Annotated in this window: 16 protein-coding genes; 11 read left to right on the forward strand and 5 right to left on the reverse strand. The window is 59.6% G+C overall.

Annotated features, from left to right (window positions below):
• The first annotated feature begins 97 nt into the window (after positions 1-97).
• A complete protein-coding gene (locus QOL84_RS08785) occupies positions 98-1,432 on the forward strand; it encodes a substrate-binding domain-containing protein (protein WP_283436948.1) in 1,335 nt (444 codons plus the stop codon).
• 127 nt (positions 1,433-1,559) lie between these two features.
• Here the strand turns inward: QOL84_RS08785 and QOL84_RS08790 are convergent, their stop codons facing one another.
• Entirely contained in the window at positions 1,560-2,789 is a 1,230-nt protein-coding gene (locus QOL84_RS08790) for an acyl-CoA dehydrogenase (protein ID WP_283436949.1), read from the reverse strand.
• A gap of 170 nt (positions 2,790-2,959) precedes the next feature.
• Between QOL84_RS08790 and QOL84_RS08795 the strand changes: the two genes are divergently transcribed.
• From QOL84_RS08795 to QOL84_RS08805, 3 genes are all read left to right on the forward strand, one after another.
• Entirely contained in the window at positions 2,960-3,895 is a 936-nt protein-coding gene (locus QOL84_RS08795; RefSeq protein WP_007917233.1) for a LysR family transcriptional regulator, read from the forward strand.
• 142 nt (positions 3,896-4,037) lie between these two features.
• Entirely contained in the window at positions 4,038-4,436 is a 399-nt protein-coding gene (locus QOL84_RS08800) for a MerR family transcriptional regulator (RefSeq protein WP_007917234.1), read from the forward strand.
• A 143-nt stretch (positions 4,437-4,579) separates the two neighbouring features.
• On the forward strand, positions 4,580-5,479 hold the full coding sequence (locus QOL84_RS08805) for a hydroxymethylglutaryl-CoA lyase (protein ID WP_283436950.1): 900 nt from the start codon (positions 4,580-4,582) through the stop codon (positions 5,477-5,479).
• A 628-nt stretch (positions 5,480-6,107) separates the two neighbouring features.
• Here QOL84_RS08805 and QOL84_RS08810 read toward each other — a convergent pair.
• A complete protein-coding gene (locus tag QOL84_RS08810; RefSeq protein WP_283436951.1) occupies positions 6,108-7,802 on the reverse strand; it encodes an AMP-binding protein in 1,695 nt (564 codons plus the stop codon).
• A 359-nt stretch (positions 7,803-8,161) separates the two neighbouring features.
• On the opposite strand from QOL84_RS08810, the gene QOL84_RS08815 reads away from it, so the two are divergent.
• From QOL84_RS08815 to QOL84_RS08830, 4 genes are all read left to right on the forward strand, one after another.
• Positions 8,162-9,325: an isovaleryl-CoA dehydrogenase gene (locus QOL84_RS08815; RefSeq protein WP_034154717.1), complete on the forward strand. Its 1,164-nt coding sequence runs from the start codon at positions 8,162-8,164 to the stop codon at positions 9,323-9,325.
• Positions 9,326-9,422: 97 nt separating this feature from the next.
• A complete protein-coding gene (locus QOL84_RS08820) occupies positions 9,423-11,027 on the forward strand; it encodes a carboxyl transferase domain-containing protein (protein WP_283436952.1) in 1,605 nt (534 codons plus the stop codon).
• A 13-nt stretch (positions 11,028-11,040) separates the two neighbouring features.
• A complete protein-coding gene (locus QOL84_RS08825) occupies positions 11,041-11,856 on the forward strand; it encodes a gamma-carboxygeranoyl-CoA hydratase (protein WP_283436953.1) in 816 nt (271 codons plus the stop codon).
• Positions 11,856-13,805, forward strand: a complete 1,950-nt coding sequence (locus QOL84_RS08830) for an acetyl/propionyl/methylcrotonyl-CoA carboxylase subunit alpha (RefSeq protein WP_283436954.1) — start codon at positions 11,856-11,858, stop codon at positions 13,803-13,805. The genes QOL84_RS08825 and QOL84_RS08830 overlap by 1 nt, the downstream gene beginning before the upstream one ends.
• A 39-nt stretch (positions 13,806-13,844) precedes the next feature.
• Here the strand turns inward: QOL84_RS08830 and QOL84_RS08835 are convergent, their stop codons facing one another.
• Entirely contained in the window at positions 13,845-14,504 is a 660-nt protein-coding gene (locus QOL84_RS08835) for a LexA family protein (protein ID WP_283436955.1), read from the reverse strand.
• Positions 14,505-14,634: 130 nt separating this feature from the next.
• Between QOL84_RS08835 and QOL84_RS08840 the strand changes: the two genes are divergently transcribed.
• The 3 genes from QOL84_RS08840 to QOL84_RS08850 all read left to right on the forward strand — a co-directional run bounded on the left by QOL84_RS08840 (position 14,635) and on the right by QOL84_RS08850 (position 17,954).
• Positions 14,635-14,973 carry a DUF6124 family protein gene (locus QOL84_RS08840; RefSeq protein ID WP_283436956.1) on the forward strand — a complete coding sequence of 113 codons (339 nt, stop codon included), beginning with the start codon at positions 14,635-14,637 and terminating at the stop codon, positions 14,971-14,973.
• Positions 14,974-15,451: 478 nt separating this feature from the next.
• On the forward strand, positions 15,452-16,603 hold the full coding sequence (locus QOL84_RS08845) for a M14 family metallopeptidase (protein WP_283436957.1): 1,152 nt from the start codon (positions 15,452-15,454) through the stop codon (positions 16,601-16,603).
• 151 nt (positions 16,604-16,754) lie between these two features.
• A complete protein-coding gene (locus QOL84_RS08850; RefSeq protein ID WP_283436958.1) occupies positions 16,755-17,954 on the forward strand; it encodes an MFS transporter in 1,200 nt (399 codons plus the stop codon).
• Here the strand turns inward: QOL84_RS08850 and QOL84_RS08855 are convergent.
• Positions 17,951-18,496, reverse strand: a complete 546-nt coding sequence (locus QOL84_RS08855) for a cytochrome b (RefSeq protein ID WP_283436959.1) — start codon at positions 18,494-18,496, stop codon at positions 17,951-17,953. The genes QOL84_RS08850 and QOL84_RS08855 overlap by 4 nt on opposite strands.
• Complete coding sequence (locus tag QOL84_RS08860; protein WP_283436960.1) at positions 18,493-19,599, reverse strand: catalase family peroxidase; 1,107 nt, start codon at positions 19,597-19,599, stop codon at positions 18,493-18,495. The genes QOL84_RS08855 and QOL84_RS08860 overlap by 4 nt, the downstream gene beginning before the upstream one ends.
• Positions 19,600-19,688 lie beyond the last annotated feature (89 nt).

Here is a 19,688-nt window from a genome sequence, read left to right on the forward strand (position 1 = left end):
GAGCTGCCGAAGGCTGCGATCTTTTGATCTGTCATCTTTTGGTCATGCTTCTGACTTAATCTCCCCGGCAATCCCCTTCGCTTGATTCGGTGCCGGCATGACCCTGCGTGTTCTCTGCGTGTTTCTCTTGAGTGCATGGCTGACGGTCTCTGCCGCTGCCCTGCCCCTTCCCGAAAACGGCCCGGCGCTGCGCATTCAAGGCTCCAACACCATCGGCGCCGAACTCGGCCCGGCGCTGGTCGAAGGCCTGTTGCAAGAACAGGGTCTGCTGAAAATCCACCGCGATACCCCGGACACCGCCAACGAATTGCGCATCGTCGGCCAGACCCACGAAGGCAAACGCGTGGTCGTCGAAGTCGCCGCCCACGGCTCCAGCACCGGTTTCACCGCGTTGAAAAACGCCAGCGCCGATCTGGCCGCGTCCTCTCGCGAGATCAAGGACAGTGAGTTGCAGACCCTGCAATCACTGGGCGATCTGAAAAGCTCCGCCGCCGAGCAAGTCATCGCCATCGATGGCCTGGCGATCATCCTGCATCCCGATAATCCGTTGCAGCAACTCGACACCGAGCAACTGGCGCGGGTCTTCGCCGGCGAAGTAAAAAGCTGGGAAGACCTCGGCGGGCGTGGCGGCGCGATTCATTTGTATGCGCGCGATGATCAGTCGGGCACCTACGACACGTTTAAGGAATTGGTCCTCAGTCGTCGTGGGAAAATTCTCGGCAGCGCCGCAAAACGTTTTGAATCCAGCGAACAGTTATCCGACGCGGTGAGTAGCGATCCGCAGGGCATCGGCTTCATTGGTTTGCCGTATGTGCGTCAGGCCAAAGCCGTGGCGATTGCCGATGGCGCGTCGCAATCGATGCTGCCGCTCAACAGCCTGATCGCGACTGAAGACTATCCATTGTCCCGACGTTTGTTCTTCTATCTGCCGCCGGACAGCAAAAACCCGTGGGCGCAGGCGTTGGTGACGTTTGCGCAAAGCCGTCAGGGTCAGGCGATCGTCGCGGCCAATGGTTTTGTCAGCCAGACCGTGCACGCCATGACGGTCGCGCCGAATGCGCTGATGCCCGAGGGTTATCAATCCCTCAGCCGTCACGCCCAGCGTCTGACAGTCAACTTCCGGTTTGAAGAAGGCAGCGCGAGCCTGGACAACAAGGCGCGTCAGGATCTGGCGCGGGTGCTCGACTATATAAAGCGCCATGACAAGAGCGAACGTGCGGTGACGCTGGTGGGTTTTGGTGATGCCAAGGACGACCCGGCGCGCGCGGATCTGCTGTCGAAACTGCGGGCCATGGCGGTGCGGCGCGAGTTGGTGAAGAGCGGTGTGGTGTTGCGTGAGGTGCGCGGCTTTGGTGCGTTGATGCCGGTGGCGACCAATAGCGCGGATGAGGGGCGGATCAAGAATCGGCGGGTTGAGGTTTGGGTGTATTGAGCCTGATGTTGATGCAGATCGTTCCCACGCTCCGCGTGGTAACGCCGCCATGGATGCTCCGCGTCCACTGTGACGCGGAGCGTCACGGGACGCATTCCCACGCAGAGCGTGGGAACGATCAGGTGGATCAGCGTTCGCTACGCAGCATTTCCTTCGGCACATATTTGCCGATCTCAAACTTGCCAATCGCCGCACGGTGCACTTCGTCCGGGCCATCGGCCAGACGCAATGTCCGTTGCATCGCATACATATAAGCCAGCGGGAAATCGTTCGACACCCCTGCCCCGCCATGCATCTGAATCGCCCGGTCGATCACGCGTAGCGCTACGTTCGGCGCGACGACCTTGATCTGTGCGATCTCGCTCTTCGCCACTTTGTTACCGACGGTGTCCATCATGTACGCCGCTTTCAAAGTCAGCAGGCGCGCCATGTCAATTTCCATCCGCGAGTCGGCGATCTTGTCGACGTTACCGCCCAGGCGTGCCAGCGGCTTGCCGAATGCAGTGCGGCTCACCGAGCGTTTGCACATCAATTCCAGCGCACGCTCCGCCATGCCGACCGAACGCATGCAGTGGTGAATTCGCCCTGGGCCGAGACGCCCCTGAGCGATTTCGAAGCCGCGTCCTTCACCGAGCAAGACGTTTTCGTACGGCACCCGCACGTTGTCGAACAGCACTTCAGCGTGACCGTGCGGTGCGTCGTCGTAACCGAACACCGGCAGCGGTCGGACGATTTTCACCCCGGGGGTGTCGACCGGCACGAGGATCATCGAATGCTGGGCGTGGCGCGGTGCATCGGGATTGCTCAGGCCCATGAAGATGAGGATCTTGCAACGTGGATCGCAGGCGCCGGAGGTCCACCATTTTTTGCCGTTGATCACCCACTCGTCGCCATCACGCACCGCACGGGCGGCCATGTTGGTGGCGTCGGAGGAAGCCACGTCCGGTTCGGTCATGGCGAACGCCGAACGGATCTCGCCGCGCAGCAACGGTTCGAGCCAGCGCTGTTTCTGTTCTTCGTTGGCGTAGCGCACCAACACTTCCATGTTGCCGGTGTCCGGCGCCGAGCAGTTGAACGGCTCTGGCCCGAGCAGTGAGCGGCCCATGATTTCCGCCAATGGTGCGTATTCAAGGTTGCTCAGGCCGGCGCCGAGTTCCGATTCCGGCAGGAACAGATTCCACAGGCCTTCGGCCTTGGCGCGGGCTTTGAGCTCTTCCATGATCGCCGTCGGCTGCCAGCGATCGCCTTCGGCAACCTGGCGTTCGAATACGGCTTCGGCCGGGTAAACGTAAGCGTCCATGAACGCGGTCACGCGCTCACGCAGTTCTTGCACCTTGGGCGAATAAGCGAAATCCATGAGCAGCTCCCGATGGTTAAGGCAGTTCTTTGGCGGAGGTTGTTTAAGTCATGCAATCGATGCTAGAACAGCGTTGATAATTTACCTAGCCTATTCTCGGCGTGTATAAACATTCATCACCGATATATGATCGGCTGATTGCCAGCCCCCTAAAACAAGAGAAACGCGTTATGAATCTGAGTAAGGTCGACCTCAACCTTTTCATCGTCTTCGACGCGATCTACACCGAAGCCAACCTGACCCGCGCCGGGCAGATTGTCGGCATCACCCAGCCGGCGGTGTCCAACGCATTGGCACGGTTGCGCGAGACCTTCAACGATCCGCTGTTCGTGCGCACGGCTCAGGGCATGGTGCCGACGCCGATGGCGCAGAACATCATCGGCCCGGTGCGCAATGCGCTGTCACTGCTGCGCGTGTCAGTTCAGGAAAGTCGCATTTTCAACCCGGCGCAAGCGGTCAAGACCTACCGCATCAGCATGACCGACCTCACCGAGGCGGTGATTCTGCCGCCATTGTTCCAGCGCCTGCGCCGCCTGGCGCCGACAGTGATCATCGAAAGTTTCCTGTCGAAACGTCGCGAGACCACCAAGGAACTGGCCGCCGGGCGCCTCGATTTTGCCGTGGATGCGCCGCTCAACACTGACCCGCAGGTGCGCCACGTCAAGCTGATGGAAGACCGTTACGTCTGTGCGATGCGCAAAGGGCATCCGATGGCGGGCAAGGAAAAGCTCTCGCTGGATGATTATCTGTCCCTGACGCATATCCACATTTCCAGCCGTCGCAGTGGCCTGGGGTATGTCGATCTGGCGTTGGGCAAGATGGGCATTCAGCGCAAGATCGCCCTGCGTTCGCAGCATTATTTGATGGCGTCGCAGGTGATGCAGCAGACGGACATGGTCATGACCGTGCCGGAGCGTTTTGCCCGGCGACATGAGCTGCAGGCGTTTAATCTGCCGGTGAATGATGTGCCGCCGGTGGAGACGCATCTGTATTGGCATGAGAGCACCGATCAGGACCCGGCAAATCGCTGGATGCGCGAGCAGATGATCGAGTTGTGCCAGCAGGTGACGGCACAGGAGAAGAAGCTGGATAAGCAGGTGGTTTGAGGAAAGATCAAAAGATCGCAGCCTGCGGCAGCTCCTACATGGATCGGTGTAGGAGCTGCCGCAGGTTGCGATCTTTTTCTTGCTTGACGTAAACGTCAACCTGCCATTAGCTTAGCGCCAAGACCTTTTTCCGAGCGCGCCCATGAGCAGCCAGACCTACAGCATTTCCGACCTCGCCCGCGAGCTCGACATCACCACCCGGGCGATCCGTTTTTATGAAGAACAAGGCCTGCTCAGCCCTGAGCGCCGTGGCCAGGAACGCATCTATTCGCCACGCGACAAGGTCAGCCTGAAGTTGATCCTGCGGGGCAAGCGCATCGGTTTCTCCTTGGCCGAATGCCGCGAACTGATCGAGCTCTACGACCCGTCCAGCGGTAACACCAAGCAGCTCAATAGCATGTTGGCGAAAATCACTGAACGCCGCGAGCAGTTGGAACAGCAGTTGCTGGATATCGAACAGATGAAGCTGGAACTCGATACCGCCGAAGAGCGCTGCGTGCAGGCGCTGGAGCAGACGCTCAAGAGCCAGCAGGCGATCTGACAAACAACACAAATCCCCTGTAGGAGTGAGCCTGCTCGCGATAGCGGCGTGTCAGATAATATTTGTTCGACTGACACACCGCTATCGCGAGCAGGCTCACTCCTACAAAAGATCTCCACGAATTCAAAAGAGCAGGTCAGCCCATGTCCCTCCCCTCCCAAGTACGCCTGATCGAAGTCGGCCCGCGCGACGGCCTGCAGAACGAAGCCCAACCGATCAGCGTCGCTGACAAAGTACAACTGGTCGACGCGCTGAGCGCGGCCGGGCTTGGCTATATCGAAGTCGGCAGTTTCGTCTCGCCCAAATGGGTGCCGCAAATGGCCGGTTCTGCCGAAGTGTTCGCGCAGATCCAGCGCAAGCCTGGCGTGACCTACGGTGCGCTGGCACCGAACCTGCGCGGCTTTGAAGATGCGATCGCTGCCGGGGTCAAGGAAGTCGCGGTGTTCGCCGCTGCGTCCGAAGCGTTCTCGCAGCGCAACATCAACTGCTCGATCAGTGAAAGCCTGGCGCGTTTTGCGCCGATCATGGAAGCGGCAAAACAACACGGCATTACCGTGCGCGGTTACGTGTCGTGCGTGCTCGGTTGCCCGTACGAAGGCACGGTCGCGCCGGAGCAAGTGGCCATGGTCGCGCGCGAGTTGTATGCGATGGGCTGCTACGAAGTTTCCTTGGGCGACACCATCGGCACCGGCACCGCTGGCGCCACCCGCCGCCTGTTCGAAGTGGTTTCAGCGCAAGTGCCACGGGAAAAACTCGCCGGGCATTTCCACGACACCTATGGCCAGGCCATGGCCAACATCTACGCCAGCCTGCTCGAAGGCATTTCAGTGTTCGACAGCTCTATCGCGGGCCTCGGCGGCTGCCCGTACGCCAAAGGTGCGAGCGGTAACGTTGCCACCGAAGACGTCGTGTACCTGCTCAACGGCCTCGGCATCGAGAGCGGCATCGACCTGGACGCCTTGATTGTCGCGGGTCAGCAGATCAGCGCGGTGCTCGGTCGCCCAAGCGGTTCGCGCGTGGCCAAGGCTCGCAGCGCACAGTGAGGGGGGAAGGTGTTACCGCTGTGTCTGAAATGTGGGTTTAAGCGAGTAACACGGAAACAAATTGTCTGGTTTCGTCTGAACGAAAAATCCTCATAATTCATATCTTATTGATTTATAAGGGTTTTTAAAAGTTGGCACGGCTTCTGCTATCTCTATGGCATAACAAGAATAAAAAGCAGCAAACCAATAAAAATAAGACGTAACGACTCTGACATAACAAAAACAACACGGCAGAGACGCAGCTAACAGATTTTTTTGGAGAAGGTGTGCTTTTCAGGGTGCTCTCAGGAGTGACCCGCAACCGGGCAGAGAACAATAAAACTACCTTCAGGTAGCTACCGAATCGGTTGGATCGTTTAACGAGAAAGCAGATCAGCGCTCAAAAAAATACGTTTGCTCTTGACCCCGGATGGGGGTCGCCAAAAACAGCGGTAAAGGGCCACGGTTGCCAAAAACAACAACAGACCGACCCTCAATAATAAAAAAGAGCACGCGACGACAAAATTAAAGGGGAGCCTCGGCTCCCCTTTGTGCTTTCTGCAATTCCTCTTTTTAAAAGATCGCAGCCTGCGGCAGCTCCTACACCGATCCCCTGTAGGAGCTGCCGCAGGCTGCGATCTTTTGATCTTCACCGCACCGTTTTCAGTTCCTCGATGCTGATTTCACGCATCCTGAATTTCTGGATCTTGCCCGTCACCGTCATCGGAAACTCTTCGACGAACTTGAAGTGCCGTGGCGTCTTGAAGTGCGCGATGCGCTCCTTGCACCAGGTTTGCAGTTCCAGTTCGGACGCATTGTGGCCGGGATGAAATTTGATCCAGGCGACAATCTCCTCACCGTAACGCGAGCACGGAATGCCGATCACCTGCACGTCCGCCACTGCCGGGTGGGTGAAGAAAAACTCCTCCAGCTCGCGCGGATAAACGTTCTCGCCGCCGCGAATGATCATGTCCTTGTTACGCCCGGCGATGTTGACGTAACCCTCCTCGTTCATGCTCGCCAGATCGCCGGTGTGCATCCAGCCCGCTTCATCGATGGCTTCGGCCGTGGCTTGCGGATTGCTCCAGTAACCGAGCATCACGCTGTAACCCCGGGTGCACAGTTCGCCGATGGTGCCGCGCGGCACGAGGTTGCCGGCCTCGTCGATGATCTTGCTTTCCAGTTGCGGCTGGGTGCGACCGACGGTGGTCACGCGTAATTCCAACTCGTCGTTGGGGCCGGTTTGCAGCGACACCGGACTGGTTTCGGTCATGCCGTAAGCGATCTGTACTTCACTCATGTGCATCTCGCTGATGACCCGGCGCATCACTTCGATCGGGCAGGTGGCGCCGGCCATGATCCCGGTGCGCAGGCTCGACAGATCGAATTCGGCGCGTTGCGGCTGGTCGAGCATGGCAATGAACATGGTCGGTACGCCGTAGAGCCCGGTGGCTTTTTCTTCGGCGACGGTTTGCAGGGTCAGCAACGGATCGAACGCATCGTTGGGGTAAATCATCGTGCTGCCGTGGGTGATGCAGCCGAGGTTGCCCATGACCATGCCGAAGCAGTGGTACAGCGGCACCGGGATCACCAGGCGATCGGTCGGAGTCAGGCCGATGCTTTCGCCGACCATGTAACCGTTGTTGAGGATGTTGTAGTGGCTGAGGGTCGCACCTTTGGGGAAACCGGTGGTGCCGGAGGTGTACTGGATGTTCACCGGTTGATCGAAGTGCAGGCTGTCGCTGCGTTCGCTGAGTTGTTCTGCGGTAACGCTGGCGGCCATGTCGGTCAGTTGTGACCATGGCAGGAAACCTGAAGGCGGTTGAGCGTCGAGGCTGATCACCCCGCGCAAGTCCGGCAGACGTTCACTGCGCAATTGACCAATGGATTGTTCGGCCAGTTCTGGCACCAATCCTTGCAACATGCCGTGGTAGTTCGACGACTTGAATGCGCCAGCGCAGACCAGCCATTGGCAGCCGGATTGCTTGAGTACGTATTCGAGTTCGGAACTGCGGTAGGCCGGATTGACGTTGACCAGGATCACGCCGATTTTCGCCGTGGCGAATTGAGTGATGCACCACTGCGCGCAGTTCGGCGCCCAGATACCGAGGCGGTCGCCAGCCTGCAACCCCAGGGCGAGCAAGGCTCTGGCATGGAGATCCACCGCGTCGGCCAGTTGTCGCCACGAATAGCGCAGTTGCTGATGGCGCACGACAAGCGCTTCGCTGTCGGGGAATTGCGCGACGGTCTGATCGAACTTCTGCCCGATGGTCAGCGCCAGCAAGGCTTTGTCCTGGGAACCACGGGTGTAGCTGCGCTGCGGGTTTGCACTGGGTTGATCCATGACGACCCCTATTGTCTTTATTAGTGGGTTTACCGAATTACACTTTTTGTGGGAGCCAACTGTGGCGAGGGGATTTATCCCCGATGGGTGGCGAAGCCGCCCCTGCATATCTCCAGACAAATCAGATTTACAGATTTCACGACTGCTTCGCAGCCGAACGGGGATAAATCCCCTCGCCACACAAGCCCGCTCCCACAAAAAAGCAGTCCGCTTTCAATCTTGAACTGCCCCTACTCTCGCTGAAGTTGACGTTAACGTAAAGGGTGATTGACAGCCATTCGTCACAGGCTTACGTTAACGTAAAGGTGAGAGCCGAGTAACCGCCCTCCCCACCCTACAAAAAAGCCAAAAGGTGACCCATGAGCTATCCATCCCTGAACTTCGCCCTCGGTGAAACCATCGACATGCTGCGCGATCAGGTTCAGTCCTTTGTCGCCAAGGAGATCGCTCCGCGCGCCGCGCAGATCGACAGCGACAACCTGTTCCCCGCCGACATGTGGGGCAAATTCGGTGACATGGGCCTGCTCGGCATTACCGTGCCGGAAGAGTACGGCGGCGCGGGCCTGGGTTATCTGGCGCACGTCGTGGCGATGGAAGAAATCAGCCGTGGCTCGGCTTCGGTGGCGCTGTCCTATGGCGCGCATTCCAACCTCTGCGTCAATCAGATCAACCGTAACGGCAACCACGAACAGAAAACCAAGTATCTGCCGAAGCTGATCAGCGGCGAACACGTCGGCGCGCTGGCGATGAGCGAACCGAACGCCGGTTCCGACGTGGTCTCGATGAAACTGCGGGCCGACAAGCGCGGCGACCGTTTCGTCCTCAACGGCAGCAAAACCTGGATCACCAATGGCCCTGACGCCAACACTTACGTGATCTACGCCAAGACCGATCTGGAAAAAGGTCCGCACGGCATCACCGCGTTCATCGTCGAGCGCGACTGGAAAGGCTTCAGCCGCAGCAACAAGTTCGACAAGCTCGGCATGCGCGGCTCCAACACTTGCGAGTTGTTCTTCGATGACGTCGAAGTGCCGGAAGAAAACATCCTCGGCGTGCTCAATGGCGGCGTCAAAGTGCTGATGAGCGGCCTCGATTACGAGCGCGTCGTGCTGTCAGGCGGCCCGACCGGGATCATGCAGTCGTGCATGGACCTGATCGTGCCGTACATCCACGACCGCAAACAGTTCGGCCAGAGCATCGGTGAGTTCCAGCTGATCCAGGGCAAAGTCGCCGACATGTACACCCAACTCAACGCCAGCCGCGCCTACCTTTATGCGGTTGCGCAGGCCTGCGAACGTGGCGAAACCACCCGTAAAGATGCCGCCGGCGTAATCCTCTACACCGCAGAGCGCGCCACACAAATGGCCCTCGATGCGATCCAGATTCTCGGCGGTAACGGTTACATCAACGAATTCCCGGCGGGCCGTCTGCTGCGCGACGCCAAGCTGTACGAAATCGGCGCCGGCACCAGTGAGATCCGTCGCATGCTGATCGGTCGCGAACTCTTCAACGAAACGAAATGAATTTCGTCAGCTGCGAGCTGCAAGTTTCAAGCTGCAAGAGAACAGCCTCAACTTGCCGCTCCAAGCTTGCAACTCGTAGCTGCTTACGGAGTAAGCCATGATTCTGCATACACAGCTCAATCCTCGCTCTGCAGAGTTCGCCGCCAACAGCGCGGCGATGCTCAAACAGGTCGACGCCCTGCACACCCTGCTCGCCCAAGTGGCACAGGGTGGCGGCGCGAAAGCCCAGGAACGCCACACCTCACGGGGCAAATTGCTGCCGCGTGAGCGCATTAATCGCTTGCTAGATCCAGGTTCGCCGTTTCTGGAAATCAGTCAACTGGCCGCCCACGCCGTTTACGGTGAAGACGTGCCCGCCGCTGGCGTGATTGCCGGGATCGGCCGGGTCGAAGGCGTCGAGTGCATGATCGTCGCCAACGACGCAACGGTTAAGGGTGGTTCGTACTACCCGCTGACCGTGAAGAAACACCTGCGCGCACAAACCATCGCGCAGCAGAATCGTCTGCCGTGCATCTATCTGGTCGACTCCGGCGGTGCCAACCTGCCGCGTCAGGATGAAGTGTTTCCGGATCGCGAGCACTTCGGGCGGATCTTCTTCAACCAGGCCAACATGAGTGCGATGGGCATTCCGCAAATCGCTGTGGTCATGGGTTCATGCACCGCTGGTGGCGCGTACGTGCCGGCGATGGCGGACGAAGCGATCATGGTGCGCAATCAGGCGACGATTTTCCTCGCCGGCCCGCCGCTGGTAAAAGCCGCGACCGGTGAAGTGGTCAGCGCCGAGGACTTGGGCGGTGCCGATGTGCACTGCAAGATTTCCGGGGTCGCCGACCATTACGCCGAGAGCGACGAACACGCCCTCGCCCTCGCCCGCCGCAGCGTTGCCAACCTCAACTGGCGCAAACTCGGCGACGTGCAGCAGCGCACGCCGATTGCGCCGCTGTACGCCAGCGACGAGTTGTACGGCGTGGTTTGCGCCGACGCCAAGCAACCGTTCGACGTGCGCGAAGTGATTGCGCGACTGGTCGACGGCTCAGTGTTCGATGAGTTCAAGGCGCTGTTCGGCACCACGCTGGTCTGCGGTTTCGCCCATCTGCACGGTTACCCGATCGCGATACTGGCGAACAACGGCATCCTCTTCGCCGAAGCCGCGCAGAAAGGCGCGCACTTCATCGAACTGGCCTGCCAGCGCGGCATTCCGCTACTGTTTTTACAGAACATTACCGGTTTCATGGTCGGCCAGAAATACGAGGCCGGTGGCATCGCCAAGCACGGCGCAAAACTGGTGACTGCCGTGGCCTGCGCCAAGGTGCCAAAATTTACCGTGATCATCGGCGGCAGTTTTGGCGCCGGTAACTACGGCATGTGCGGTCGTGCTTACGACCCGCGATTCCTGTGGATGTGGCCGAACGCGCGGATTGGCGTGATGGGCGCCGAACAGGCGGCCGGCGTGCTGGTGCAGGTCAAACGCGAGCAGGCTGAACGCAGCGGTCAGGCGTTCAGTGCCGAGCAGGAAGCCGAGATCAAGCAGCCGATCCTCGACCAATACGAAGAGCAGGGTCATCCCTACTATTCCAGCGCACGGCTGTGGGACGACGGCGTCATCGACCCCGCGCAAACCCGCGATGTGCTGGCCCTGGCCTTGTCCGCGTCGTTGAACGCGCCAATCGAACCGAGCCGCTTCGGCGTGTTCCGGATGTGATCGGGAGAATCTCATGAGCGACTTCAACACTCTCGAACTGCACAGCGACCCACGGGGTTTCGCGACGCTGTGGCTCAACCGCGCGGAAAAGAACAACGCATTCAACGCCGAGATGATCCGCGAACTGATCCTCGCCCTCGACCAGGTTGCCAGCGACGCCAGCCTGCGTTTCCTGCTGGTGCGCGGGCGCGGCAAGCACTTCAGCGCCGGCGCCGATCTGGCGTGGATGCAGCAGTCGGCCGAACTCGATTACCACACCAACCTCGACGACGCCCGCGAACTGGCCGAGCTGATGTACAACCTCGCCAAACTGAAAATCCCCACCGTGGCCGTGGTGCAAGGCGCAGCGTTCGGTGGCGCGCTGGGGCTGATCAGTTGCTGCGACATGGCGATTGGCGCCGATGACGCGCAATTCTGCCTGTCGGAAGTGCGCATTGGTCTGGCGCCAGCGGTGATCAGTCCGTTCGTGGTGCAAGCCATTGGCGAACGCGCAGCGCGGCGTTATGCACTGACCGCTGAACGTTTTGGCGGTCAGCGCGCACGCGAAATCGGTTTGTTGTCAGACAGCTATCCGCCTGCCGAACTGGATGAGCAAGTCGAACAATGGATCAACAATCTGCTGCTCAACAGCCCCGCCGCCATGCGCTCCAGCAAAGACTTGTTGCGTGAAGTCGGCAACGGCGCACTGACACCGGCGCTGCGCCGCTACACCGAAAACGCCATCGCGCGCATCCGCGTCAGTCCTGAAGGTCAGGAAGGCTTGCGCGCCTTTCTGCAAAAACGTCCGCCGAGCTGGCAAGCCGCACCCACCACCAAGGAGTCGCGTTGATGAGCGCACCTGTTCTCACCACCTTGCTGGTGGCCAACCGTGGCGAAATCGCTTGCCGCGTGATGCGCACCGCGAAAGCGCTGGGCCTGACCACTGTCGCCGTGCACAGCGCCACTGACCGCGACGCGCGGCACAGTCGTGAAGCGGATATTCGTGTTGATCTGGGCGGCAGCAAAGCGGCCGAGAGTTACCTGCAAATCGACAAATTGATCGCGGCAGCCAAGGCCAGCGGCGCGCAGGCAATTCACCCGGGTTATGGTTTTCTGTCGGAGAACGCCGGATTCGCGCGCGCCATCGAAGCGGCCGGGCTGATCTTCCTCGGCCCACCCGCTTCGGCCATTGACGCGATGGGCAGCAAGTCCGCCGCCAAAGCCCTGATGGAAACCGCCGGCGTGCCGCTGGTGCCGGGCTATCACGGCGAAGCGCAGGATCTGGAGACCTTCCGCGCTGCCTGCGAGCGCATCGGTTATCCGGTGTTGCTCAAGGCGACTGCCGGCGGCGGAGGCAAAGGCATGAAAGTCGTCGAGGAGGTCAGCCAACTGGCCGAAGCCCTCGCCTCGGCGCAGCGGGAAGCGCAATCATCGTTCGGCGATTCGCGCATGCTGGTAGAGAAATACCTGCTCAAGCCGCGTCACGTGGAAATCCAGGTGTTCGCCGACCAGCATGGCCATTGTCTGTACCTCAACGAACGTGATTGCTCGATCCAGCGTCGGCATCAAAAAGTCGTCGAGGAAGCTCCGGCTCCGGGTTTGTCGGTGGAGTTGCGTCGCGCGATGGGCGAAGCCGCCGTGCGTTCGGCGCAGGCGATCGGTTATGTCGGCGCGGGTACCGTGGAGTTTCTGCTCGACGCCCGGGGCGAATTCTTCTTCATGGAGATGAACACCCGCTTGCAGGTCGAGCACCCGGTGACCGAGGCCATCACCGGTCTCGATCTGGTTGCCTGGCAGATCCGTGTGGCCCGTGGCGAAGCGCTGCCGATCACTCAGGAACAAGTGCCGCTGATTGGCCATGCGATTGAAGTGCGCTTGTATGCCGAAGATCCGTCGAATGATTTTCTGCCAGCCGCCGGACGTCTGGACTTGTATCGCGAGTCGGCTGAAGGGCCGGGGCGTCGGGTCGATAGCGGGGTCGAAGAAGGCGATGAAATTTCGCCGTTCTACGACCCGATGCTCGGCAAGTTGATAGCCTGGGGTGAGGATCGTGAACAGGCACGCCTGCGCCTGTTGAGCATGCTCGACGCGTTCGCGATTGGTGGGCTGAAAACCAACATCAACTTTCTGCGGCGGATTATCGCGCATCCGGCGTTTGCGGCAGCGGAGCTGGATACCGGGTTCATTCCGCGTTATCAGGAGCAATTGCTCCCCGCTCCGGGTGAGTTGAGCGATGCCTTCTGGCAGGCGGCGGGCCAGGCGTTTGCCCAGAGTTTGCCGAAAGGTGCGCGGGCAGACGACCCGAATTCACCGTGGGCAGCGAGTAGCGGATTACGCGCGGGGCTGCCACCGGAAATCACCTTGCACCTGAGTTGCGAAGGACAGGATCGGGCGCTGACGTTGGCTGCGGGAAGCACTGGCACATTGTCCGGCGAGCAGTTTGTTGTCGAACAGAACGGTGTGCGTCGCTCTCTGCGGGCGATTCGTCAGGGTGATTCGTTGTATCTACAGTGGGAAGGTGAGTTGCGCCGGATCGCCACATACGACCCGATTAGCGCCGTCGAAGCCAGCCACAGTCACCAGGGCGGTCTGACTGCACCGATGAATGGCAGCATCGTTCGGGTGCTGGTCGAGGCCGGCCAAACGGTCGAGGCCGGCGCGCAACTGGTGGTACTGGAAGCGATGAAGATGGAACACAGTATCCGCGCGCCCCACGCCGGGGTGATCAAAGCGCTGTATTGCCAGGAAGGCGAAATGGTTAGCGAAGGCAGCGCTTTGGTTGAATTGGAAGCTGTGTGATGTGAGGATCGATCCTGCGCCTGACGAGGATCGATCTGACTAGTAACGCGCCGTTGCCTGCATCACAACACCGATGATTCGACACTCATCGGTGAACAGGGTTTTCGGCCAGGTCGGATTGAGCGGCACCAGGTAACGCTGGCCGCCCTCTTCGTCGAGCTTGCGAAATATCGCTTCCTCGCTGTCCTGCCACTGGGCGATAACCAGTTTGCCGGGCACTGCCTCCACTTCCGGATCGACCAGAATCAGCATGCCTTCGGCGATGCTCTGGCCACTTGGCGCCGTCATCGAATTGCCCGTGACTGTCAGCCAGAACGCCGCGCCTCGGGCGTGGTAATCCGTCAGTTCAAAACGCTGTTTATCGGTTGCCGGAGTGTAGGCAGGCTGCCCGCTCTCGCGCACTTCGCACGGCGTGTGCCAATTGCTGACCGGGTAGCGGAAGTACGGGTTGTACTTCTGCGCCAGCGGCATTTCGTCGTCGGGTGTCAGCGGCGGCTCACGGATCACCAGCACCACTTCAAGGAAATCCATGCCCAGCGCCTGCAAGACGCGGTTCATTTCCGTGACACCGGGTTCGCGACGTTTGTTCAGCCAATGGCCGATCCCGCCTTGGGACATGCCGACGCGCTCTCCGAGCTCTGTTTGAGTGATTTTGAGTTCACTCATCTTGGCCTTGACCAACTCAATCCATTTATCCATGTGCGGCACCTTACCCGGACGCCTTTGGCCGGCAAAACACATATTGTAGTATTTAAATTCTGGTCACAACTACGCATCGTACTATGCTGCAAGCACGGATTTTCAATCAAACAAGGAGTGACCACTCATCATGGATATCACCAGCAAAGACTTGCCCGAGCTGCAAATGGACACCACATTCACCTCGCCCCAAGGTAATGCCGCGGCCCAGCGAGCACTGGACTATTACTTGAAACCAGCTGTGTCAGAACCTGAGGTTGATGAGCGTTTCTTCGACGTCAATCGTCATGTCAGCGGCGAAGAAGCCCTCGTGCACGCGTCGGATCTGTTGCGCTGCGCAGCCGCCACTGCGTGCAAGGCCGCAGAAAACCTGCAGGGCGCTAGTCGCGATCTGGCATTTTCGGTGGTGCATATGGTGGATATGGCGCGGGCGATGGTCGACCATTCGATCGACGGCGAAGAAATCTGAGGAACAACAATAAGGACGGACGGGAAAGAATTTCCCCATCGCGCAGATAAAAACATTTGACTTGCAAATGATAATGATTATTATTGCAAGCAACTGGTCGCGAGATCAGTCGATGGACCAGAGACCTTAGGTCGGTCTTCTGGACTATCTCCTCATCAGGCTAATCACGGTTTTTGACCCGGCTTTTTGCCGGGTCTTTTTTTGCCCGTTTTTCGGGCTTATGGCTTCAGGCTAATGAAGTCTTAAGGTGCTGCAAATTCGATGGCGCGGATAATATCAAAAGAATATCGGTTGGCAAGCCGAGCCCGGCCACATTGGGGCAAACTAATGATAAATAGCACTTGAGAATCAATCGCACAGCCACTAAGCTGCATCCGCGTCATGGAGGACGCCCCCCGCCACAACCCCGCAATTCCCCTCGGTTTCAGCCCAATCTTGTGTAAAGTATCGGCCATAACAATCCTGATCAGGAACCGATATGACCGTGGCTAAATCTTCGTTCGACATCAGCGCCAATTTTGACAGCGGCAACATCCAAGTCATTGATATCAGTAACCCGCTCAGCCCGGTTCTGGCCATTCGCCCGGACACGCGCAGCGCCCATTTCCAGTGGTTCCACTTCAAGGCCAGCGGCTTGCATGTCGGCCAGGAACACTGGTTTCGCCTGAACAATGCCAGTCAGTCCTCCTACAACAAAGCCTGGACCGGTTATCAAGCCGTGGCCTCCTACGATCACGTCAACTGGTTCCGTGTACCGACGATTTTCGAAGGCGACTGCCTGCGTTTTAGTCTCGAAGCCACGCAGACCCACGCCTGGTTTGCCTACTTCGAACCCTACAGCCGTGGTCGCCATGACTGGCTGATCGAGCAGGCACTGAGCAAGGCCGGCACCGAACTGCTGGCCACCGGTAAAAGCGTCGAGGGCCGCGACATTCAGCTGTTGCGCAAAGGCAGCGGTGCCGAAGGTCAGCGTAAGGTCTGGATCATCGCCCAACAGCATCCGGGCGAACACATGGCCGAATGGTTCATGGAAGGCGTGATCGAGCGTCTGGAAAAACACGACGACCCGGTACTCAACAAACTCCTGGCCAGTGCCGATCTGTATCTGGTGCCGAACATGAACCCGGACGGCGCTTTCCATGGTCACCTGCGCACCAATGCGATGGGCCAGGACTTGAACCGCGCCTGGCAAAGCGCCAGTCAGGAAGTCAGCCCTGAGGTACTTTTCGTACAGCAGCAAATGGAAAAGTACGGCGTCGATCTGTTCCTCGACGTACACGGCGACGAAGAAATCCCCCACGTCTTCACTGCCGGTTGCGAAGGCAATCCGGGTTACACACCGCGGCTGGAGAAACTCGAAGAGCATTTCCGCAGCCACTTGAAACACACCACCAAAGACTTCCAGACCAAATACGGCTACACCCGCGACGAACCGGGTCAGGCCAACATGACCCTGGCCTGCAACAGCGTTGGCCAGAAGTACGACTGCCTGGCGCTGACCCTGGAAATGCCGTTCAAGGATCACGACGACCATCCTGATAAAGAAACCGGCTGGTCAGGCAAACGCTCGAAACAATTGGGCAAGGACGTGCTGACCACCATCGCTGACATGGTCGATACCCTGCGCTGATCCCCTCCTCCCTCCACACCAAAAGATCGCAGCTTGTCTGCGATCTTTTGCTTTGTGCAATTCAGGGGCCCGTGCAATCAGGTTGCAAATTTAAACCACAACCCGTACCGTCAATCTGGTTTTATTTTAAAACCTAAAAAGGACGCCGGGCATGCAACATCAATCGTTAAACAGCAGCGTGGTGCTGCTCTTCGCCGTGGCGTGTGGCTTGGCGGTGGGCAACGTCTATTACGCGCAGCCTCTGCTGGACGCCATGGCCGAGGCTTTTGCGATGTCGCCGGCCGGTATCGGCATCGTCATCACCTTGACGCAGGTGGGTTACGGCATTGGTTTGGTGCTGCTGGTGCCGCTCGGGGATCTGCTTAACCGGCGCCGACTGATCGTTACGCAAAGCCTGCTCTCGGTCGTGGCGTTGCTGATGATCGCCTGGGCACCGAACAGCGCCTGGCTGCTGCTGGGCATGACACTGACCGGCTTGCTCGCCGTGGTGACGCAAGTGCTGGTGGCTTATGCAGCAACGCTGGCCGACCCGGCGCAACGCGGTCGGGTGGTCGGCGTGGTGACCAGCGGGATCGTCGTCGGCATCTTGCTGGCGCGCACGGCCGCCGGAGCAATGGCTGATGTGGCCGGTTGGCAGGCGATCTACTTGCTCTCGGCCGGGCTGACTTTGCTGATGGCATTGCTGCTGTTCAGCGTATTGCCCAAGGATGAACAACCGCAGCCAACCACCACTTATGGAGCGTTGATCGCCTCGGTATTCAGCCTGTTCAGGCAGGAAGCGCTGCTGCGCCAACGCGCGATACTTGCTCTGCTGACATTCGCCAGCGCCATGGTGCTGTGGACGCCCATGGTGTTGCCGTTGGCCGCCCCACCGCTGTCACTTTCGCACAGCGAAATCGGTCTATTCGGCCTCGCGGGTGCCGTCGGCGCACTGGCCGCCGCGCGTGCCGGATATCTCGCCGATCGCGGGCTTGGTCAGTGGGTCAGCGGGCTTTCGCTGTTGCTGATGCTCGCGTCGTGGCTGCCCATCGCGCTGACCCAATCCTCGCTGTGGGCCTTGCTGCTTGGCGTGATCACTCTGGATCTGGGCCTGCAAGCGGTGCACGTCACCAGCCAAAGCATGATCTACAGCGTGCGCCCCGAGGCGCAAAGCCGCCTCACCGCCGGTTACATGCTGTTTTATTCGATCGGCAGCGCTGGCGGTTCAATTGCCTCGACCGCCATGTACGCCTGGGCGGGCTGGAACGGCGTGTGCCTGCTGGGTGCAGGCATCAACGCCGTCGCGCTGGGGTATTGGTGGCTAACCCTGAAAAGTGGCGCACCTGCTCAATGCGCCAGCCCGTCGGGTTAACGGCGATCGCGGCCGCGCAACATGCTGTCGAGCACCTCGTCACGGCGTACCCAGCCGTGAAACAACGCCGCCGCCAGATGCAGCAACACCGTCAGGAACAGCAGATACGCCAGATAACCGTGAGCCTTGCGCAGCAACGCAAACAGTTGCGCATCGGCCGGCACAAACGACGGCAACTGCAACGAGGCGCTGAGCATGACCGGCTCGCCCGAGGCACTGATCATTGCCCAGCCAAGCAGCGGCAACACCAGCATCAACGCATACAACAACAGGTGCGAAGCCTTGGCCGCCATCACCTGCCAGCCCGGCAGATCCGCCGGCAGCGGAGGCTGGCGAGTGGTCAAACGCACCAGCAGGCGCACGATCACCAGCGCCAGAATCGCAATGCCCAACGGTTTGTGCAGATGAATCAGCCATTCATGTCGCGACGAGACCGAGGTGACCATACCCGCGCCGATAAACAGCATGGCGATAATCATCACCGCCATCAGCCAGTGCAGCAAACGCGCCAACAGGACGAAATGAGTCGGTTGGGTTCTCATGGACGAGCCTCCTGTTTGGCGGCGGGCAACTGGCTGACTTCGCTGGTGCGACGCAGGTAGGAATCGGCGTAACCGGCAGAACGCGCGGCAAGCAATGGATCGTCCGTCCCTTGAATCCCCGAGGGCAGGACCAACGGATCGTAGTTGATGTCGCGGCACTCACCGCTGAGTTGCGGCTGGGTTTTCTCTAGCACCAGCGTGCCGGCGTTCAGCACTTTGCGCCCGGCGGGCCAGATTTTACTGGCATCGTTGACCGGATCGTCGGGATTGGCCAGGGTGATGTTCAACTGAAAGCGCAGCGGTGCCGCGGCGAGCTTTTGCACCAGATCCTTCTCGAGAAAATCGCCGCCTTCAGGTGCGGTGGCACCCGCAGCATCTTCAGCCAAGGGCGTCATGCTCCAGCGCACGGCCTGCTTTTTGCCACTGGCGTCCACCAGATAAAACGCGTTGATGCTGTTGTAGGTTTCCGTGGCATAACTGGCCGACGGCTTGGCGGTCTTCACCCAAGTCAGAAACGGCACAGCTTCGGGGTGTGAAGCGAAGAACGCCGGCACTTTCGCTGGATCAGGCTTGCCCGTGGCCGGGTCCGGCGACTGCGCCTGCTGCAACTGATAGAACGCCTCGGGGGTGCCGACCGGGAACACCGGCATGCTGTTCATCCCGGTGCGCCATTGCTGCCCGTTGGCCTGGGTGAAACGCAACGCCAGACTGCGAATCGGCACGGCGCTGTCCGGCGCATAAGGATTGCCCGCCGGCAACGCGAATCGCCCGACCACCGGGGTGCGCGGTTCGTTGAACACTTGCGCGGAAGAAAACACCCGCGCCTCGCCACTGCTCTCGAAATGGCCGATCACGCACACGCCTTTGGCATGGTTACGACGAAACCCGGGATGCACGCCGTTGTTTTTCTCCAGCACATCGACCAGCGCTTTTGGCGTCAGACGTTGTGGGTCGAAGTTACCGTGCACGTAGGCAAATGCCCCGGCGACGGCAGCGACGACCACGGCAATGCCGCTCAGACGCAAAATCAGGCTCGCGGCGCTCAATGGCGGGCGCTGCGGCCCGCCGGGCGGGGCTGCATTGGGGGATGAGCGATCAACCATGAACGACTCCAGGGCCATCGGCCGCAAGTAGGAAGAATCAGCAAGACGCGCCGCATCCGGATTTATTCCACAGGCCGGTATTTATTTTT

It is taken from the genome of Pseudomonas helmanticensis, assembly GCF_900182985.1.
In the GTDB taxonomy this organism is placed as follows: Bacteria; Pseudomonadota; Gammaproteobacteria; order Pseudomonadales; family Pseudomonadaceae; genus Aquipseudomonas; species Aquipseudomonas helmanticensis.

Bases quoted from the DNA above. Each gene is read 5' to 3' on its own strand.
- QOL84_RS08830 (WP_283436954.1), top strand. From the start codon at position 11,856: ATGAGCGCACCTGTTCTCACCACCTTGCTGGTGGCCAACCGTGGCGAA.
- QOL84_RS08815 (WP_034154717.1), top strand. From the start codon at position 8,162: ATGAGCTATCCATCCCTGAACTTCGCCCTCGGTGAAACCATCGACATG.
- QOL84_RS08785 (WP_283436948.1), top strand. From the start codon at position 98: ATGACCCTGCGTGTTCTCTGCGTGTTTCTCTTGAGTGCATGGCTGACG.
- QOL84_RS08820 (WP_283436952.1), top strand. From the start codon at position 9,423: ATGATTCTGCATACACAGCTCAATCCTCGCTCTGCAGAGTTCGCCGCC.
- QOL84_RS08790 (WP_283436949.1), bottom strand. From the start codon at position 2,789: ATGGATTTCGCTTATTCGCCCAAGGTGCAAGAACTGCGTGAGCGCGTG.
- QOL84_RS08845 (WP_283436957.1), top strand. From the start codon at position 15,452: ATGACCGTGGCTAAATCTTCGTTCGACATCAGCGCCAATTTTGACAGC.
- QOL84_RS08805 (WP_283436950.1), top strand. From the start codon at position 4,580: ATGTCCCTCCCCTCCCAAGTACGCCTGATCGAAGTCGGCCCGCGCGAC.
- QOL84_RS08835 (WP_283436955.1), bottom strand. From the start codon at position 14,504: ATGGATAAATGGATTGAGTTGGTCAAGGCCAAGATGAGTGAACTCAAA.
- QOL84_RS08795 (WP_007917233.1), top strand. From the start codon at position 2,960: ATGAATCTGAGTAAGGTCGACCTCAACCTTTTCATCGTCTTCGACGCG.
- QOL84_RS08855 (WP_283436959.1), bottom strand. From the start codon at position 18,496: ATGAGAACCCAACCGACTCATTTCGTCCTGTTGGCGCGTTTGCTGCAC.
- QOL84_RS08825 (WP_283436953.1), top strand. From the start codon at position 11,041: ATGAGCGACTTCAACACTCTCGAACTGCACAGCGACCCACGGGGTTTC.
- QOL84_RS08800 (WP_007917234.1), top strand. From the start codon at position 4,038: ATGAGCAGCCAGACCTACAGCATTTCCGACCTCGCCCGCGAGCTCGAC.
- QOL84_RS08840 (WP_283436956.1), top strand. From the start codon at position 14,635: ATGGATATCACCAGCAAAGACTTGCCCGAGCTGCAAATGGACACCACA.
- QOL84_RS08850 (WP_283436958.1), top strand. From the start codon at position 16,755: ATGCAACATCAATCGTTAAACAGCAGCGTGGTGCTGCTCTTCGCCGTG.
- QOL84_RS08810 (WP_283436951.1), bottom strand. From the start codon at position 7,802: ATGGATCAACCCAGTGCAAACCCGCAGCGCAGCTACACCCGTGGTTCC.
- QOL84_RS08860 (WP_283436960.1), bottom strand. From the start codon at position 19,599: ATGGTTGATCGCTCATCCCCCAATGCAGCCCCGCCCGGCGGGCCGCAG.